Source organism: Pseudomonas sp. NBRC 111143 (genome assembly GCF_001320965.1).
GTDB lineage: Bacteria > Pseudomonadota > Gammaproteobacteria > Pseudomonadales > Pseudomonadaceae > Aquipseudomonas > Aquipseudomonas machongensis.
The window spans coordinates 61,264-78,679 of sequence record NZ_BCBT01000007.1 but is presented as its reverse complement, the minus strand read 5'-3'; the positions used below and the strand labels follow the sequence as shown (position 1 = coordinate 78,679).

Here is a 17,416-nt window from a genome sequence, read left to right as displayed (position 1 = left end):
ATGACCCCCGCACTCGACCTGCTGAAGAAGGCGCGCGCCGAACATCGCGTGCTCACCTACGAACACGATCCCAAATCCGCCTCCTATGGCCTGGAAGCCGCCGAGAAGCTCGGGCTCGATCCGCAGCGGGTATTCAAGACATTGCTGGCCAGCAGCGAAAAAGGTGAGTTGCTGGTGGCGGTGGTGCCGGTGATCGGCACGCTGGACCTCAAGGCGCTCGCCCAGGCTGCCGGGGTCAAGAAGTGCGAGATGGCCGACCCTGCCGCAGCCCAGCGGGCCACGGGATATCTGGTCGGTGGTATCAGCCCTCTGGGGCAGAAGAAACGCCTGCGCACCTTCATCGATGAGTCGGCGCAGCAGTTCGACAGCATTCATGTCAGCGCCGGACGGCGCGGGCTGGAAGTGGAGCTGGCAGCAGCAGTGCTGGCCGAGCATACCCAGGGCAGGTTTGCCGGGATCGGCAGAGGCTGAGGGCGCGCAGCAGAGCGCCTTCAGGTCGCCGAACTGTAGCGGCGTACGCCGTTCTCCTGGGCCTGCAATTGCGCCGCGACACTGCCCGGTACGGCGAACAGCACCAGATGGTCAGCCGCGACGGCGATGCCTACGTCCTGGCCGATCTGGTGATCGACATGACTGGGGAAAATCGCCTCCAGTTGGCTACCGGTGGGCAGTTCCAGACGATAGAGCGTCGAGGCGCCCAGGAAACTCTTGCCATTGATACGCGCGCGCAGCGTGCTGTCCGGTGCGTGCACGATGTCGTCCGGGCGCAGGAGGACGTCCACTGAACTGCCTACTGGCATCAAGTAGGCGCGATTGCCGCGCAGTTCCCCGAGCTCGGTGTTCACTGCTTCCGGGCTGCTCATCTGGCCGCGGATGAAGTAGCCCTGGCCGATGAAACTGGCCACGAACGGCGTCTGGGGCTCGTGATAGAGGTTGTAGGGCGTATCCCATTGTTCCAGGCGACCTTCCTTGAATACGCCGACATGATCGCTGACGGCGAAGGCTTCTTCCTGGTCGTGGGTGACCAGGATTGCGCTGGTGCCACGGCTCTTGAGAATGTCGCGGACCTCGTGGCTCAGGCGTCGGCGCAGCTCCACGTCGAGGTTGGAGAACGGCTCGTCGAGCAGCAGCAACTGCGGCTCTGGCGCCAGCGCGCGGGCCAGGGCGACACGCTGCTGCTGGCCGCCGGAAAGTTCATGGGGGTAGCGTGCGCCCAGGCCGCCGAGCTTGACCAGCTCGAGCATTTCATTGACCACTTCGCCTTGGCGTGGATGCTTGCCGATGCCGAAAGCGATGTTCTGTGCCACGGTCAGGTGTGGGAACAGCGCGTAGTCCTGGAACACCATGCCGATCCGGCGTTTTTCCGGAGCGAGGGTGAAGCCTGCACGTGAGATGACGTCTCCGGCCAGCTGGATCTCGCCGTCATGCACCGGCTCGAAGCCGGCGATGGCGCGCAGGGTGGTGGTTTTGCCGCAACCCGATGAACCCAGCAGGCAACCGATGTCGCCTGCGTTCAGGTGCAGATTGAGGTTCTGGACGATGCGCTGCTCGCCATAGCCGCAGGCGAGGTTGCGCAGGTTGAGCAGCAGGGGTTGACTCATGCGTGGTGGTAAGCCGGTTCTACAAGGAATTCAAGAAGAGCCTTCTGTGCATGCAGGCGGTTCTCGGCCTGGTCCCAGGCGACCGAACGTGGGTCGTCTAGCAGGTCCTGGCTGATCTCCTCACCGCGGTGAGCGGGCAGGCAGTGCATGAACAGGGCGTCGGGTGCCGCCAGGTCGAGCAGCTCGCGGGTGACCTGGTAAGGCGCGAAATGCGCCAGGCGCCGTGCAGTTTCCTCTTCCTGGCCCATGGAAGTCCAGACATCCGTGGTCACCAGGTGCGCGCCGCGTACCGCTTCCTTCGGATCACGGATGATCCGTACGTGCTCGCCACCGAGCTCGAGGAAGCGTGGATCGGGCTCGTAGCCCTCCGGGCAAGCGATGTGCAGCTGGAAATCGAACTGGCGGGCAGCCTCGATGTAGGAGTTGCACATATTGAAGCCATCACCGATCCAGGCCACGGTCTTGCCCTGGATCGAGCCACGGTGTTCGACGAAGGTCTGCATGTCCGCCAGCAGTTGGCAGGGGTGCGATTCGTCTGACAGGCCGTTGATCAACGGCACCTTCGAGTGCGCAGCGAATTCGGTCAGCGTGCTGTGGGCATGGGTGCGGATCATCACCGCGTCGACCATGCTCGAGAGCACGATGGCGCTGTCGCTGATCGGCTCGCCGCGACCCAGCTGGGTGTCGCGCGGGGACAGGAAGATCGCCTGGCCGCCGAGCTGGATCATGCCCGCTTCGAACGATACGCGGGTGCGGGTCGAGGACTTCTCGAAGATCATCCCCAGCACGCGGTTCTTCAGGGGTTCGAAGAGCACGCCTCGCTTGCGCAGGTCCTTCAGCTCGATGCCTCGACGGATCACGCCGAGCAATTCGTCAGCGGTGAAATCCAGCAGGGAGAGAAAGTGCCTGGTGCTCATGATTGACTACCTTATCTGCAACGTTTTGCAGGTCGACCGTATGGTTTTTTTTGACAACGGGAGTGACCTGCGGCGTAAGCCGCACGGGGCGGACGGAATAGGGAAAGGCGCAATACTATAATTAAATGTCGCCTGAAACCAAGAGGGGAAACAGCGGGGCTGTTTCAAAGGGTGTCGTAAACCCTTGTGGAGGGTCTGTTTTTTATTTTCTACAGGGGTTTGTACACGGCTTGGCGGGGCTTTGGCAAACGCCGTGTCGCGAATCGTGTGCCTGATGACGCCCGATTCACGTGACTAAGCGGCGTGGCATCGGTGGGCGGTCGGGGGCATAGTCAGCGCTTCCAGAACAACAAGGCAGAGGCGGCCATGACCAAGACCCTGCATCACCGTGCTTGTCACCTGTGCGAGGCAATCTGCGGCCTCAACATCGAAGTCAGCCATGCGCCCGACGGGCGGGCGTCGATCAGCGCGATCAAGGGCGATCCGCAGGACCCGTTCAGCCGTGGGCATATCTGTCTGAAGGCGGTGGCGCTGCAGGACATCCAGGAAGACCCTGACCGCTTGCGCCAGCCTCATCGGCGCGTGGGGGAGCGCTGGGAGCCGATCACCTGGGAAGAGGCCTTCGCGCTGGCTGCGGAACGCTTGTGGAGTATCCAGCAGGCGCATGGGCGCAATGCCGTGGCGGTCTACCAGGGCAATCCCAGCGTGCACAATTACGGCCTGATGACTCACAGCAACTACTTTTTGGGGCTGCTCAAGACGCGCAACCGGTTTTCCGCCACCTCCGTCGACCAGTTGCCCCAGCACCTGACCAGCCACCTGATGTATGGCCATGGCCTGCTACTGCCGATCCCGGATATCGACCACACCGATTTCATGCTCATCCTTGGCGGCAATCCATTGGCGTCCAATGGCAGCATCATGACCGTGCCGGACGTGGAAAAGCGCTTGAAGGCGCTGCGTGCGCGCGGCGGACGACTCGTGGTGATCGACCCCCGACGCAGTGAAACGGCGGCGATGGCCGACCAGCACCTGTTCATCCGTCCTGGCGGTGATGCCGCGCTGCTGTGTGGTCTGCTCAATACCTTGTTCAGCGAAAACCTGGCGCGTGGCTCGCACCTGCCGGTCAATGGCCTTGAGCAGGTGCGCGAGGCGATCGCGCCCTTCACGGCGCAGGCCATGAGTCCGCTTTGCGGCATCGAAGCTGGGCAGATTCGCCAGTTGGCGCGAGATTTCGCCGCGGCCGGCAGTGCCGTGTGCTACGGGCGCATGGGCGTCTCCACCCAGACCTTCGGCACGCTTTGCCATTGGTTGGTGCAACTGATCAACCTGGTCACCGGCAACCTCGACCGCCAAGGTGGTGCACTGTGCACCGAGCCTGCGGTTGACCTGGTCGCCAGCACCTCGGGCGGTCATTTCAACCAGTGGCAGAGTCGGGTTTCGGGCCTCCCGGAGTACGGCGGGGAGCTGCCGGTTGCAGCGTTGGCCGAGGAAGTGCTGACACCCGGCGAAGGGCAGGTGAGGGCGCTGGTGACCGTCGCCGGCAACCCGGTGCTGTCCACTCCCAATGGTCGCCAGCTCGATGGGGCTCTTGCGGGTCTTGAGTTCATGCTCAGCATCGACCTGTACATCAATGAAACCACTCGCCACGCCGACCTTATCCTGCCCTCCACGTCGGCACTGGAAAACGATCACTACGACAGCACCTTCAACCTGCTGGCAGTGCGTAACGTCACCCGCTTCAATCGGGCTATCCTGGCCAAGCCTGAGGGGGCGCTGCATGATTGGGAGATCTTTGTCGGGCTGGCCCGGGCGTTCGCCGAGCGTGCAGCGCTCGAGCTCAAGCCGACCCTGCCTCCAGCGCAGATGATCGATCTGGCGCTGCGCAAGGGGCCACGTGGTGAGGCGTCGTCCTGGGGGCTGTCACTGCAGGTGTTGGACCAGCATCCCCATGGTCTTGATCTGGGGCCGTTGCAGCCAAACCTCGCAACCCGCTTGCGCACTCCGGCCCAGGCGGTGGAGGCCGCACCGCAGGTGCTGCTCGACGATCTGCAGCGCCTGGCCCGGCAGGTGCCGATGGAGCCCGACCAGTTGCTGCTGATCGGGCGCCGGCATGTGCGCAGCAACAATTCTTGGATGCACAACTACCATCGCCTGGTCAAAGGCAAGCCCCGCCACCAGTTGCTGATGCATCCGCAGGACTTGCAGCAGCGCCAGCTGGAGGACGGGCAGTGGGTGAGGGTTCGCTCGCGTACCGGTAGTCTGGAGGTGCAGGTGCTTGCCAGTGAGGAGGTAATGCCGGGAGTGGTCAGCCTGCCACATGGCTACGGGCACGGTCGCCAGGGGGTACGTTTGCAGATCGCCCACGCCCAACCGGGAGTGAGCGCCAATGACCTGACCGATGAATTGCTGCGCGATGCGTTGTCGGGCAATGCCGCGCTCAATGGTGTGCCGGTGCAGGTGGAGGCGGCTTGATTGCGAAATGGACCTGCTCAACGCCCCAGGTCCATTACCAAGCACGACACTCGGCTTTCCGATACAATGCCTCACCGTGCCGACGACCGTGTCGGAAAGTTCAGCCGAGGTGCTCCATGGATATCATCGAAACAATCAAAGAGCAGATTGCCAACAACACCATTCTGCTTTACATGAAAGGCTCGCCGAATGCCCCGCAGTGCGGCTTCTCGGCCCGTGCTTCGCAGGCTGTGATGGGTTGTGGCGAGAAATTCGCCTACGTCGACATCCTGCAGAACCCGGAAATTCGTGCCAACCTGCCCAAGTATGCCAACTGGCCAACCTTCCCTCAGCTGTGGGTGGGTGGTGAGCTGGTTGGTGGCAGCGACATCGTGCTGGAGATGTTCGAGAAGGGTGAGCTGCAGACCCTGATCAAGGACGCAGCCGCCAAGGCCAAGGCTTCCGAGGCCTGATCCAGGTTTTTCGCCGGCATGAAAAAGCCCCGCCTAGGCGGGGCTTTTTCATGGGTGCTATCCAGGGAGGCTTATTCTTCGCCCATCTGCGACTGCAGGTAGTTCTCGATGCCGATCTTGTCGATCAGGCCCAACTGGGTTTCCAGCCAGTCGATGTGCTCTTCCTCGGACTCCAGGATGTCTTCGAGCAATTCGCGCGAGCCGAAGTCGCCGACCGTTTCGCAGTGCGCGATGGCGGCTTTCAGGTCAACCAGGCCTTTCTGCTCGATCTTCAGGTCGCACTCGAGCATTTCCTTGGTGTGCTCGCCGATCAGCAGCTTGCCCAGGTCCTGGACGTTGGGGATGCCTTCGAGGAAGAGAATACGCTTGATCAGCTTGTCAGCGTGCTTCATCTCGTCGATGGACTCCTTGTACTCGTGCTTGCCGAGCTTGTTCAGGCCCCAATCTTCGTACATGCGTGCGTGCAGGAAGTACTGGTTGATCGCGACCAGCTCGTTTCCGAGGATCTTGTTGAGATGCTGGATGACGCTTACGTCGCCTTTCATGATCGGGTTCCTGCCCTGTAGAAGTGTGCCAATGCAGGAAGTTTGAGCCCGACAACTTCGTGTGTCAAACCTAAGTTCTTGAATAATAAGTGAAAATTAATAGGAATAAGAATGTTTGTGAACCGCGTTCGAAGGCTAACTTATTGAATTACAGGCATAAAAAAACCGGACGCGAGGTCCGGTTCTTCGAAATAGGGTGTTTCAGGCGGCGTTAAATTCTACCGGGTAAGGCAGGACGGCCTGTTGGCTGAGCTGGAGATCGGTCAATGTTTCGCGGACCACCTGCTTGGCGAGACACGCACACTTGCCGCACTGGCTGGCGACGTTGGTGGCGGCACGGACTTCCTTGTAGCTGCAGCATCCTTCGTAGATCGCATCACGGATCTGTCCATCGGTCACGCCGACGCAGAGACATACATACATAAGGTCAGACCATCGCTGGTTGAGTCGATGGAGTGGAGCTTAATGGTAATGAGAATGCTTGTCAAAGCACTTGAAGAAAGCTTCATCTTCCCGCGACCGATGGTTCGATTCGGCCTGTCACGATAAGCCGTGTATGATGGTCGGCCTTTGTTGGATGCCGGGCGTGCGAGCCTCGCCCGGGCAACGGTTTTTCACCATCATCAGGAGATAACGAATGAGCGTGCTCGTTGGTAAACAAGCCCCGGACTTCACCGTTCCAGCCGTGCTGGGCAACGGCGAGATCGTCGACAGCTTCAACCTGGCTTCGGCCATCAAGGGCAAGTACGGCCTGGTGTTCTTCTACCCGCTGGACTTCACCTTCGTCTGCCCGTCCGAGCTGATCGCCCTGGACAACCGCATTCCTGACTTCGAAGCCCGTGGCGTGGAAGTGATCGGCGTTTCGATCGACTCGCACTTCACCCACAACGCCTGGCGTAACACCCCGGTCAACAACGGTGGTATCGGTCAGGTCAAGTACACCCTGGCTGCCGACATCACCCACGAAATCTGCAAGGCCTACGATGTCGAGTCCGAAGGCGGCGTAGCTTTCCGTGGCGCCTTCCTGATCGACAAGAACGGTGTTGTCCGTTCGCAGATCGTCAACGACCTGCCACTGGGCCGCAACATGGACGAGCTGCTGCGTCTGGTCGACGCCCTGCAATTCCACGAAGAGCACGGCGAAGTCTGCCCGGCCAACTGGAAGAAAGGCGACAAGGGCATGAACGCTTCGCCAGAAGGTGTTGCGGCGTACCTGAGCGAGAACGCTGGCAAGCTGTAATCGCCACGCGTAAAAAAACCGGCCCATGTGGCCGGTTTTTTTGTGTCTGGTATCCAAGGAGCGCTGTGCACTCCCGGATTTCGACTCAGTCGTTGAAGTCGCGCCAGCCGCCCATCTCTTTCCAGCGGTTGACGATCCCGCAGAACAGCTCGGCGGTCTTCTCGGTGTCGTAACGTGCCGAATGCGCCTCGCGCCCATCGAAGTCGATGTCGGCACTCTGGCAGGCCCGAGCCAGTACGGTCTGGCCATAGGCCAGGCCGGCCAGCGTCGCGGTGTCGAAGCTGGAGAACGGGTGGAAGGGATTGCGCTTGAGATCGTTGCGCGCCACCGCCGCGTTGAGGAAGCCCAGGTCGAAGCTGCTGTTGTGGCCAACCAGGATCGCCCGCTTGCAACCATTGGCCTTCAACGCTTTGCGCACGCCGCGGAAGATATCGGTGAGCGCGCTTTCTTCGCTCACGGCCATGCGTAGAGGGTGGTCCAGCTTGATGCCGGTGAACTCCAGCGCCGCCGCTTCGATATTCGCGCCTTCGAAAGGCTCGACACGGTAGAAGTAGGTGTGTTCCGGGAACAGGAAGCCCTTCTCGTCCATACCGATGGTGACGGCGGCAATTTCCAGCAGCGCGTCGGTGGCACTGTTGAAACCACCGGTCTCGACGTCCACTACCACGGGCAGGTAGCCGCGGAAACGCTCGGCCATCGGGTGGCGCGAGCTGCTGCTTACCTGACCGTCCTGGTCGTCATCGTAAAGGTCTTCGCTCACGCGTTGTCCTCCAGCAGGCGCCAGCGCAGCGTTTCGCCAGCGCGCAGCGGAACCACGGTGGTGTCGCCGAACGGCAGGCTCGCCGGGGCGGTCCAGTCCTCGCGTACCAGCGTGATGGTGTCGGTGTTTGCCGGCAGGCCATAGAACGCCGGGCCGTGCAGGCTGGCGAAACCTTCCAGTTTGTCCAGGGCATTACGCTGCTCGAAGGCTTCGGCGTACAGCTCGATGGCCGCGTAGGCGGTGTAGCAGCCGGCGCAGCCGCAGGCAGCTTCCTTGGCGTGCTTGGCGTGTGGCGCCGAATCGGTGCCGAGGAAAAATTTCGGGTTGCCGCTGGTGGCCGCGTCAAGCAATGCCACCTGGTGGGTGTTGCGCTTGAGGATCGGCAGGCAATAGAAGTGTGGGCGGATACCGCCGACCAGCATGTGGTTGCGGTTGTACAGCAAATGCTGGGCAGTGATGGTGGCGCCGACGTTGGCGGGCGCCTCGGTGACGAACTGCGCGGCATCGCTGGTGGTGATGTGCTCGAACACTACCTTGAGCGTCGGGAAACGTTCGACCAGGCGACGCATGTGCTCGTCGATGAAGCGCTTTTCGCGATCGAACACGTCGATCTCCGAGCGCGTCACTTCACCGTGGACCAGCAGCGGCAGGCCGACCTCGGCCAGTGCTTCGATCGCCGGGAAAATATTGTCGATGCTGGTCACGCCCGAGTCGGAGTTGGTCGTGGCACCGGCCGGGTAGAGCTTGGCGGCGTAGACGATGCCGCTGGCCTTGGCTGCACGAATGTCCTCGGGGCTGGTACGGTCGGTCAGGTACAGCACCATCAGCGGCTCGAAGCGGCTGCCCATCGGACGGGCGGCGAGGATGCGCTGGCGGTAGGCGTCGGCTTCGGTGGCATTGCGTACCGGCGGAACCAGGTTGGGCATGATGATGGCGCGGGCAAAGGTGCGCGCCACGTCGCCGACGGTATGTTGCAGCACAGCACCATCGCGCAGATGGATGTGCCAGTCGTCGGGACGCAGGAGGGTCAGGCGATCGGACATTGGGGTTTCCAGGCGGTTCGAACTCAGGCGCCAATGCTACCGGAAAACCCAGTGGGCAGCACGGCTATCAAGTTTTCCGACGAGCGTCCGATAGCCTGCAGGTAAGCCGTCAGAATCTGTGGAGCCGCCCGTGCGCCAGCGTTACCTACTCCTGTTCAGCCTGTGTGCCAGCCTGCCGGCCGGAGCACTTACCTTCCAGACCCGCATGGAGAACATTGCCTGGAAGGTCGAGGGCGACCAGTTCGAGTGCCGGCTGATCCAGCCGATCGACGGTTTCGGCAGCGGTGAGTTCGTGCGTCGTGCAGGTGAGCAGCCGGTCTTCCAGCTGCGGTCGGACAGCAATGCACTGGGCGCAGGGTCGGCAACGCTGCTGGCCGCCGCTGCCCCTTGGCAGCCCGGGCGTGGCGACATCAACTTGGGGGCGGTGCGCATGGGCCGCAATGGCGTGCTGTTCAGCACTTCGCAGGGCCAGGCCAGCCGCTTGATCAATGGTCTGCTGGACGGTCGCAGCACCGTGGTGCGCAACTACGCCGGCGAGGGCGGCCGGCCGATGGAGGTGCATGTGCTGCCGGTGAGTTTCGCCAAGGCCTATAGCGACTACCAATTGTGTGCCGCCAAACTCCTGCCGATGAACTATGACCAGATTCGTCAGACCCAGGTGCCGTTCCCCGGAACCGGTTTCGATCTGGACAGTGCGGCGCGCGCGCGCCTGGACGTGATACTCGATTATCTGAAGGCCGACCCGTCGGTCAATCACATCGAGCTTGATGGGCACTCCGACAACAGCGGTAACCGCCTGACCAATCGCGACGCTTCGCGCCGTCGCGCGCTGGCGGTGGCTGAATACCTCAAGGCCCACGGTGTGCCGGAAGAGCAGATCACCGTACGTTTCCATGGCGAGCGCTACCCGCTGGCCAAGAACAATACAGCCGCCAACCGCGCCCGCAATCGCCGGGTCAACATCCAGCTCGACCGTGTCACGCCGACCGAGAAACCTACTGAAAAGCCTCGCGATGCAACACCTGTCGCCCCGGCGCAGCCGGCGGCCGCTACGCCGGCCAGCGTGCCTGCGGCATTGCCGGCGGGTGCGAAGAAAGTCTGACTGCGACCACGGGTCGCGCTCACGACATTTCCTGTCGCTTTGTCATCACAAGCTGTCGCGCCACTGTAAATTCCCCCGCGAGATCGGTAGAATCGACGGCTTTCCGTACAACCCCGTGGAGTGATGGCATGGCGGACGTAAAAAAGGTCGTACTGGCGTATTCCGGCGGCCTTGATACTTCGGTGATTCTCAAGTGGCTGCAAGACACCTACAACTGTGAAGTGGTGACCTTCACCGCAGATCTTGGCCAGGGTGAAGAGGTCGAGCCGGCCCGTGCCAAGGCACAGGCAATGGGCGTCAAGGAAATCTACATCGACGACCTGCGCGAAGAGTTCGTGCGAGATTTCGTCTTCCCGATGTTCCGCGCCAACACCGTGTATGAAGGCGAGTACCTGCTGGGTACCTCCATCGCCCGTCCGCTGATCGCCAAGCGCCTGATCGAAATCGCCAACGAAACCGGCGCTGACGCCATTTCCCACGGCGCCACCGGCAAGGGTAACGACCAAGTGCGTTTCGAGCTGGGTGCCTACGCGCTCAAGCCAGGTGTCAAGGTCATCGCACCATGGCGTGAGTGGGACCTGCTGTCCCGCGAAAAACTCATGGACTATGCCGAGAAGCACGGCATTCCGATCGAGCGTCACGGCAAGAAGAAGTCGCCGTACTCGATGGACGCCAACCTGCTGCACATCTCCTACGAAGGCGGTGTCCTGGAAGATACCTGGACCGAGCACGAGGAAGACATGTGGCGTTGGAGCGTCTCTCCGGAGAACGCCCCTGACCAGGCCACCTACATCGAGCTGACCTACCGCAATGGCGACATCGTCGCCATCGACGGCGTCGAGAAGACCCCGGCCACCGTGCTCGCAGACCTCAACCGCATCGGCGGCGCCAACGGCATCGGTCGTCTGGACATCGTCGAGAACCGCTACGTCGGCATGAAGTCGCGCGGCTGCTACGAGACGCCTGGCGGCACCATCATGCTGCGTGCTCACCGTGCCATCGAGTCGATCACCCTGGACCGCGAAGTCGCTCACCTCAAAGATGAGCTGATGCCCAAGTACGCCAGCCTGATCTACACCGGCTACTGGTGGAGCCCCGAGCGTCTGATGCTGCAGCAGATGATCGATGCTTCGCAGACCAATGTGAACGGTGTCGTGCGCCTGAAGCTGTACAAGGGCAATGTCACCGTGGTGGGTCGCAAGTCGGATGACTCGCTGTTCGACGCCAACATCGCGACCTTCGAGGAAGATGGGGGCGCCTACAACCAGGCCGATGCCGCCGGCTTCATCAAGCTCAACGCACTGCGCATGCGCATTGCCGCCAACAAGGGCCGTTCGTTGCTCTGAGTTTTGGCAGGTTGTGAAAAACCCGGCCCTTGTTGGCCGGGTTTTTTTTTGCCCTTCTGTACCTACAGCGCAACCTTTTCTCCTTTCTTGATGGCACGCACCGACAGTTGGATGCAGGAGTGGGCGCTCAGGTTATAGAGCGTCCAGCGCCGTTCGTGCTGTGGGGGTTTAATCAGCTCGGGCAGGATCTCGGTTTCGATGGTCTGGCGCACATCCGCCCCGAACAGCGTGGCCGTGGCTGCTTCACCCTCTCCATGATCGTCGGCTGACCGGTGTACGGCTCTGTGTTCCGGCGTGTAGAGCGATTCGTAGTTGAAGTTGAGGGTCAGGAAGAACAGCACTGTCAGAAAGAACGGAAACCCTATTAGAAACCAGGTGTACATTATCTGGCTCTCTGGGTTCAGAAACGGTAGCGAGGCGATCGCCGATGCTTCGATGACGCTGGCGAAGATGGCGATAATTCCCAAGGGGGTGATCTTTGCGGGATTATTCATGGCATTCGATCTCCTGGTGTCAGCGCATCTGTATCGCTTCTGGCACCCTGTGAAAACGTCTGTTCTTTCCTCATCAGGAAAGAACACCGGTTTGCTGGCAGGGCAATAAATGTTTCTTTATCAGAAGATCGAAATGTCCCACCGCTTTGAGGCGTTATCCCCACCTGTCGCTTTTCCTGTTCATGCTAGTTTTCACGAGCATGTTGCCGAATGGATAGACATCGATTAGTGCGGCGCAATGGGTGTAGGAAGTTTCTATTAACGATGTAAGTTTCATCTTTGAGTGCTCTCTATCAGGGAATGGCTGCGCCATTACGCTATTGGCTCGGTTATCTTGGCGTGTCAAAACTAGAATAATGGATCAATGGATATCCCATGAATAAAGTACTTATCGTGGATGATCATCCGGTCATTCGCTTGGCCGTACGTATGTTGATGGAGCGGCATGGATATGAAGTGGTGGCGGAAACGGACAATGGGGTGGATGCGCTGCAACTGACCCGAGAGTGTCTGCCGGATATCGTCGTGCTCGATATCGGTATACCCAAACTCGACGGTCTGGAAGTGATCGCACGGATGACCGCTGCAAGTCCGGGCAGCAAGGTATTGGTACTGACATCGCAGGCACCGGGGCATTTCTCCATGCGTTGCATGCAGGCCGGGGCTGCAGGTTATGTGTGCAAACAGCAGGAATTGACCGAGCTGCTCAGTGCAATCAAGGCCGTGCTGTCGGGTTACAGCTACTTTCCCAACCAGGCTTTGCACAAGACCCGCAGCGGTGTCACTGGCGGCAGTGAGACGGAGATGGTCGAACGCCTCTCGGGGCGTGAAATGATCGTATTGCAACAGTTGGCAAGGGGGCGCACGAACAAGGAAATCGCTGACAGCATGTTTCTCAGCAACAAAACTGTCAGCACCTACAAGACCCGACTGCTACTCAAGCTCAATGCCCGGTCATTGGTCGATCTGATCGAGCTGGCCCAGCGTCATGGTTTGGCCTGAAACAGAAAAGCCTCCTTTGCGGGAGGCTTTTTCGCAGCGCTACAGATCGTAATCGAAATCAGCCAGCTGCCTTTGCAGGCGCCGTTCTTCCAACAGATTGTCGATGGTGCGGCGTTTGCTGAGGTTGGTCTTCGCGGTTTCTACCTGGGGTTCGTCTTCGTCCTGCGCAGGGAAATCATCTTCGATCAGCTCGTCTTTATCGGTGCTCATGTGTCACTCCAAGCCAAAGGGCCATTGGCCGTCCTTATAGCGAGAATCACGGAGTCGGTAAAAAAGATTTTTTCAATCGAATTGGTTGGTTTTTCGCTATTGCCTCAATCGTCAGAGGTCTTGTCCCTGTACTCGCACAAGTCTTCGATCCTGCAGCTGCCACAGCGTGGCTTGCGTGCCTGGCAGACGTAGCGCCCGTGGAGAATGAGCCAGTGGTGGGCGTCGAGCAGGTAATCCCTTGGTACGAATTTCATCAGCTTCTTCTCGACGTCCAGTACCGTCTTGCCCGGCGCGATGCCGGTGCGATTGCTGACGCGGAAGATGTGCGTATCGACCGCCATGGCCAGTTGGCCAAAGGCGGTATTGAGCACCACGTTCGCAGTCTTGCGACCGACGCCGGGCAATGCCTCTAGTGCTTCGCGCGTTTGCGGGACTTCGCTGCCGTGTTGCTCTATCAGCAAGCGGCAGGTCTCGATGACGTTCTTCGCCTTGCTGTTGTAAAGGCCGATGGTCTTGATGTATTCGCTCAAACCCTCGACCCCCAGGGCATAAATAGCCTCGGGCGTATTGGCGATAGGGTAGAGCCGCGCGGTCGCCTTGTTGACGCCGACATCCGTCGCCTGTGCGGAAAGGATGACGGCAATCAGCAGTTCGAAGGGCGTGGTATAGGCCAGTTCGGTTTTTGGTTCAGGATTGTCTTCGTGCAGCCTGCGGAAGATCTCCAGGCGTTTGGCGGCATTCATGAGGTCAAAGCGTTCCTTGACGGCTTGAGGTGGCAGGGGCCGGACGCAGGCGATTGTACAAGGCCAGGAGCAGGCCGAGCAGTATCAATGCGCCGGGTGTCAGGACCGCCAGGTGGATGCCGGCACTCTGTCCCAGCCATTGGCGGCAGGCACCCAGTATCAGGTACAGGCCCATCAGGCCCAGCAGGTGCCGGATGAGCGCCGGCCAGCGCCCAGTGCGCGGTGCCAGGGCATCCACAGCGACGCAGTGCAGGCTCAGCAGGGCAGGGTAATGGCCCAGACTCAGCGCCAGGGGGAGCGCCCAGGCGTTCAGGCCCAATTGCAGGCAGCTCGCCAGGGCGGCGGCGAGTATCAGGCTGGCGATGATCCGCGGGGCACCGATCATGCGGCGCAGAGGTCGCATCAGCGCTTGGTGGCCGAGTACCAGCAACAGGGTCGACAATCCGATTGCCAGCGCGTTCGCCAGGGTCTGGGTGGCGCCGAGCAAAGGGGCCAGGGCACTGCCCAGCAGCCAGAACCTATTCATCGGTGGTGTGCTCCAGCAGACTGCTGCGGTGTGCATCGAAGTAGCGCAGGGCATCCTGCAAGGCCGCCATCACTGCGCGTGAGGTGACGGTGGCGCCGGCCAACTGGTCGAAGTCGCCTTGATCGCGTTTCACCGCCCAGTTGGCCTCTGCGCCTTGCCGGTCGAATTGCTCAATCCAGTGGCTCGCACGGTCGCCTAGTTGCCCGCCGAGCCCCGGGCTTTCTTCCTGTGCCAGCACCCGTGTCGCGATCAGGCGGCCATGGGGATCGATGGCGATCGACAGCATGATGGGGCCAGCATATCCCTGGGTCTGGCTGCGTAGCACGATGGCACTGGTAGTGCCGACCAGGGTTGCGCGGTAGCCGCCCAGTAGCCGACTGTGCTGCAGTTCGGTGTTGGCAATAGGTAGAGGCGCTTGCAGTGGATCGTTGTCGTACCGCTGTGGGGGCAGCACCGCCAGCCATTGTTGTTCTTGCAGCTCTCGTGCGGCATCGGCAATCGGCGCAGATGTCCACTGCCGCCAGACCAGGGTGGCGGCGACGGCCAGGACGGCGACCACGGCAAGGTAGAGCAGGTCGCGCAGCCTCGCGTTCATGATGTGAGGGCCTGGCGCCGGGCGGCAAGGCGATCGAGCGCCGGCGCTCCCAGGTTCATCAGCAGTACCGCGAAGGCCGTGCCGTCGGGGTAGCTGCCCCAGGTGCGTATCAAGTAGATCAGCAGCCCGCAGCCGATGCCGAACAATAGGCGGGCTAGCGGCAGGCGAGGGCCGGACACCGGTTCTGTGGCGATGAAGAAGGCCGCCAGCATGGTCGATCCGCTGAACAGGTGCAGCAACGGTGAGCCGTGAGAGTCCGACCCCGAGCCGTTCCAGCACAGCAGGCTGACGACCAGTAGCGCACCCAGTAGCCCCGCTGGGGCATGCCAGCTGAACACGCGGCGGTGCAGGAGAAAGATGCCGCCCAGCAGGAATGCCAGGTTCAGCCATTCGCTGGTGCGCCCACCGAGGTTACCGAAGCCGGGGTTGCTGGCGAACAGCTCGTCGACAGTCAGGCTGCGGTTGTGGCGCAGCACGTCGAGTACCGTGGGGCCGGCCCAGGCATCGATCTGCGTGCCGTCGCCGAATACCAGGCCCAGGCTGTCTGCCAGTTGGAGGTTGCCCGTCGGCCAGTGGGTCATTTGCAGCGGGAAGCTCAGCAGCACGAAGGCGTATCCCAGCATGGCCGGGTTGAACGGATTGCGGCCGACGCCGCCAAATGCGTGCTTGCCCAGGGCGATCGCCACCAGCACCGCGGTCATCGGCAGCCACCAGGGAGCCAGGGTGGGCAGGGCGATCGCCAGCAGCACGGCGCTGACCAGAGCGCTGCCGTCGCTGAGGAAAGGGCGTATTGGCTGGCCACGCAGATACAGCGATACCGCCTCGCAGGTCAGTGCCGTTGCGCTGCACAACAGCAGGTTGAGCAGCACGCCCCAGCCCTGCAACCAGAGCAGGCATAGCAGGCCAGGGACACAGGCCAGCAGCACCTGGCCCATGGCATTGCGCTGGCGGCTGTCAGGCGCCTGCATGGCCCGGTCCGACCAGTAGCGCATCGAGCTGTTGCTGCGCCTTCTGCGCTGCCGCCTCCAGTCGCTGGACCTGTGCATGCTGTGCCTGGTCCGCTGTCGCGCCCAGGGCGCCACGCGCGGCGTTCAACTGAGCACGGCTCATGGCCGCAGCGATCTTGGCCCGTTTCAGCGCGCTCTCCTGATCAGCCCCTTGCGTGCCGGTGATGCGCTGAACTCGGGCTTGGCGCTCGGCCTGGCGGCGCGTTTCTTCGCGCTGCAGGCGTACAGTTCGTTGTTCGTGGCGCAGTCGCGGCTGATTGCGACGATGGCTGCGAGCGACCAGATGCTCGGCGGTCTGCGCCAGTCCACCGACGATCGGCACCAGGTTGTCCGGCAGTGGCAGCAGCTCGATGCAGTCGACCGGGCAGGGCGCCAGGCACAGGTCGCAGCCGGTGCACTCGCTGGCGATCACGGTGTGCATCAACTTGCTGGCACCAACGATGGCATCTACCGGGCAGGCCTGTATGCACTTGGTGCAGCCGATGCACTCGGCTTCGCGGATGAAGGCGACCTGCGCTGGCGCCGCGCGGCGTTCGGGGTCCGGGGCGATCACTGGCACCTGCAGCAACTGGGCCAGGGCGGCGATGGTTTCGCTGCCGCCAGGCGGGCATTTGTTGATCGCTTCGCCCGCCGCCAGGCCTTCTGCGTAAGGTCGACAGCCTGCGTGATCGCATTTGCCACACTGGGTCTGCGGTAGCAGGGCGTCGATGCGGTGAATCAGGTTCATTGTGTGAACAGTCCGTTGAGGCCGGAAAAGGCCATGGCCATGACTCCGGCACCTATCAGCTCGATCGGCAGGCCGCGAAAAGCGCGGGGCATATCAGGATGATCGATACGTTGGCGCAGGTCGTCGAACAATGCCAGTGCCAGCCAGAACCCCATTCCCAGGGCCAGGGCCCAGGCGCCAGTAGCGGCTGGGCTGGATTGCGCTGTGGCCAAGTGCAACAGCAAGCCTAGCACCGCGACATTGCCCAGCAGCAGCGGCGCCAGGTTCTGTACCGGCCAATGAGGGCGCAGGCGCGCCAGTGCCGTCGGGATGCCCCACGCCAGCAGCGCCAGCAATGGCAACGTCAGCAACAGTTGCAGCCCTGCCAGCTGCGGCTGGCGCAGCAACAGGGCTGCGGGCACCATCAACAGCATCGACAGTGCGCTGCACAGGCCGAGCAGGTGCAGGCGTGCACGGGCGGGCGTGCCGCTGTGCAGGATCAGGTGATTGACCAGCGCGGCGCTGACCAGAACCAGGACGAAATCGCTCATGGAGGTGCCGAGGGCCGGGGATGGAACGATTATCCGGCAGGGAGCAGGCATTGGAAATGCCCAAAGAGGAGGCAAGCCAGGGGATCGCAGGACGATCCCCT

At 61.7% G+C, this 17,416-nt stretch carries 21 protein-coding genes; 7 read left to right on the top strand and 14 right to left on the bottom strand.

Features of this window, described 5'->3' with window-relative positions:
- Entirely contained in the window at window positions 1–471 is a 471-nt protein-coding gene (gene ybaK, locus APH44_RS06065) for a Cys-tRNA(Pro) deacylase (protein WP_054891799.1), read from the top strand.
- 20 nt (window positions 472–491) lie between these two features.
- On the opposite strand, the gene APH44_RS06060 is transcribed toward ybaK, so the two are convergent.
- Window positions 492–1,601, bottom strand: coding sequence for an ABC transporter ATP-binding protein (locus APH44_RS06060; RefSeq protein WP_054891798.1), 1,110 nt, complete (start codon window positions 1,599–1,601; stop codon window positions 492–494).
- Window positions 1,598–2,518 (bottom strand): ornithine carbamoyltransferase, encoded by a 921-nt coding sequence (gene argF, locus APH44_RS06055; protein WP_054891797.1) that lies wholly within the window; start codon window positions 2,516–2,518, stop codon window positions 1,598–1,600. The genes APH44_RS06060 and argF overlap by 4 nt, the downstream gene beginning before the upstream one ends.
- 366 nt (window positions 2,519–2,884) lie before the next feature.
- Here argF and APH44_RS06050 point away from each other — a divergent pair, with 366 nt between their 5' ends.
- Both APH44_RS06050 and grxD read left to right on the top strand, forming a co-directional pair.
- Complete coding sequence (locus APH44_RS06050) at window positions 2,885–4,993, top strand: molybdopterin oxidoreductase family protein (RefSeq protein ID WP_054891796.1); 2,109 nt, start codon at window positions 2,885–2,887, stop codon at window positions 4,991–4,993.
- Window positions 4,994–5,109: 116 nt separating this feature from the next.
- On the top strand, window positions 5,110–5,445 hold the full coding sequence (gene grxD, locus APH44_RS06045; protein WP_039575941.1) for a Grx4 family monothiol glutaredoxin: 336 nt from the start codon (window positions 5,110–5,112) through the stop codon (window positions 5,443–5,445).
- Window positions 5,446–5,516: 71 nt separating this feature from the next.
- Here the strand turns inward: grxD and bfr are convergent, their stop codons facing one another.
- Both bfr and APH44_RS28960 read right to left on the bottom strand, forming a co-directional pair.
- A complete protein-coding gene (gene bfr, locus APH44_RS06040; protein WP_054891795.1) occupies window positions 5,517–5,990 on the bottom strand; it encodes a bacterioferritin in 474 nt (157 codons plus the stop codon).
- 201 nt (window positions 5,991–6,191) lie between these two features.
- Window positions 6,192–6,413: a bacterioferritin-associated ferredoxin gene (locus tag APH44_RS28960; protein ID WP_082420909.1), complete on the bottom strand. Its 222-nt coding sequence runs from the start codon at window positions 6,411–6,413 to the stop codon at window positions 6,192–6,194.
- A 214-nt stretch (window positions 6,414–6,627) separates the two neighbouring features.
- Here APH44_RS28960 and APH44_RS06030 point away from each other — a divergent pair, with 214 nt between their 5' ends.
- Entirely contained in the window at window positions 6,628–7,230 is a 603-nt protein-coding gene (locus APH44_RS06030; protein WP_054891793.1) for a peroxiredoxin, read from the top strand.
- A gap of 85 nt (window positions 7,231–7,315) precedes the next feature.
- On the opposite strand, the gene rnt is transcribed toward APH44_RS06030, so the two are convergent.
- The gene (gene rnt / locus APH44_RS06025; RefSeq protein ID WP_054891792.1) at window positions 7,316–7,990 is read right to left on the bottom strand and encodes a ribonuclease T; all 675 of its coding nucleotides are present in this window, start codon (window positions 7,988–7,990) and stop codon (window positions 7,316–7,318) included.
- Window positions 7,987–9,033: a dihydroorotase gene (gene pyrC, locus APH44_RS06020; protein WP_054891791.1), complete on the bottom strand. Its 1,047-nt coding sequence runs from the start codon at window positions 9,031–9,033 to the stop codon at window positions 7,987–7,989. Before pyrC ends, rnt begins: the two co-directional genes overlap by 4 nt.
- Window positions 9,034–9,163: 130 nt before the next feature.
- Here pyrC and APH44_RS06015 point away from each other — a divergent pair, with 130 nt between their 5' ends.
- The gene (locus tag APH44_RS06015) at window positions 9,164–10,135 is read left to right on the top strand and encodes an OmpA family protein (RefSeq protein ID WP_054891790.1); all 972 of its coding nucleotides are present in this window, start codon (window positions 9,164–9,166) and stop codon (window positions 10,133–10,135) included.
- Window positions 10,136–10,263: 128 nt separating this feature from the next.
- Window positions 10,264–11,481, top strand: a complete 1,218-nt coding sequence (locus tag APH44_RS06010) for an argininosuccinate synthase (protein ID WP_054891789.1) — start codon at window positions 10,264–10,266, stop codon at window positions 11,479–11,481.
- 62 nt (window positions 11,482–11,543) lie between these two features.
- On the opposite strand, the gene APH44_RS06005 is transcribed toward APH44_RS06010, so the two are convergent.
- On the bottom strand, window positions 11,544–11,975 hold the full coding sequence (locus tag APH44_RS06005) for a hypothetical protein (protein WP_054891788.1): 432 nt from the start codon (window positions 11,973–11,975) through the stop codon (window positions 11,544–11,546).
- A gap of 375 nt (window positions 11,976–12,350) precedes the next feature.
- Here APH44_RS06005 and APH44_RS06000 point away from each other — a divergent pair, with 375 nt between their 5' ends.
- Entirely contained in the window at window positions 12,351–12,977 is a 627-nt protein-coding gene (locus tag APH44_RS06000) for a response regulator transcription factor (protein ID WP_054891787.1), read from the top strand.
- A 39-nt stretch (window positions 12,978–13,016) separates the two neighbouring features.
- Here APH44_RS06000 and APH44_RS30030 read toward each other — a convergent pair whose 3' ends face one another.
- The 7 genes from APH44_RS30030 to APH44_RS05965 all read right to left on the bottom strand — a co-directional run bounded on the left by APH44_RS30030 (window position 13,017) and on the right by APH44_RS05965 (window position 17,315).
- Window positions 13,017–13,187 carry a PA3496 family putative envelope integrity protein gene (locus tag APH44_RS30030; protein WP_054891786.1) on the bottom strand — a complete coding sequence of 57 codons (171 nt, stop codon included), beginning with the start codon at window positions 13,185–13,187 and terminating at the stop codon, window positions 13,017–13,019.
- 104 nt (window positions 13,188–13,291) lie between these two features.
- On the bottom strand, window positions 13,292–13,930 hold the full coding sequence (gene nth, locus APH44_RS05990) for an endonuclease III (RefSeq protein WP_054891785.1): 639 nt from the start codon (window positions 13,928–13,930) through the stop codon (window positions 13,292–13,294).
- Between the two features lie 4 nt (window positions 13,931–13,934).
- Window positions 13,935–14,456 (bottom strand): Rnf-Nqr domain containing protein, encoded by a 522-nt coding sequence (locus tag APH44_RS05985; protein ID WP_054891784.1) that lies wholly within the window; start codon window positions 14,454–14,456, stop codon window positions 13,935–13,937.
- Window positions 14,449–15,051: an RnfABCDGE type electron transport complex subunit G gene (locus APH44_RS05980; RefSeq protein WP_054891783.1), complete on the bottom strand. Its 603-nt coding sequence runs from the start codon at window positions 15,049–15,051 to the stop codon at window positions 14,449–14,451. Before APH44_RS05980 ends, APH44_RS05985 begins: the two co-directional genes overlap by 8 nt.
- Window positions 15,048–16,019 carry an RnfABCDGE type electron transport complex subunit D gene (locus APH44_RS05975; protein WP_054891862.1) on the bottom strand — a complete coding sequence of 324 codons (972 nt, stop codon included), beginning with the start codon at window positions 16,017–16,019 and terminating at the stop codon, window positions 15,048–15,050. Before APH44_RS05975 ends, APH44_RS05980 begins: the two co-directional genes overlap by 4 nt.
- The gene (locus tag APH44_RS05970) at window positions 16,006–16,785 is read right to left on the bottom strand and encodes an RnfABCDGE type electron transport complex subunit B (RefSeq protein ID WP_054891782.1); all 780 of its coding nucleotides are present in this window, start codon (window positions 16,783–16,785) and stop codon (window positions 16,006–16,008) included. The genes APH44_RS05975 and APH44_RS05970 overlap by 14 nt, the downstream gene beginning before the upstream one ends.
- Complete coding sequence (locus tag APH44_RS05965; protein ID WP_054891781.1) at window positions 16,782–17,315, bottom strand: Rnf-Nqr domain containing protein; 534 nt, start codon at window positions 17,313–17,315, stop codon at window positions 16,782–16,784. Before APH44_RS05965 ends, APH44_RS05970 begins: the two co-directional genes overlap by 4 nt.
- Window positions 17,316–17,416 lie beyond the last annotated feature (101 nt).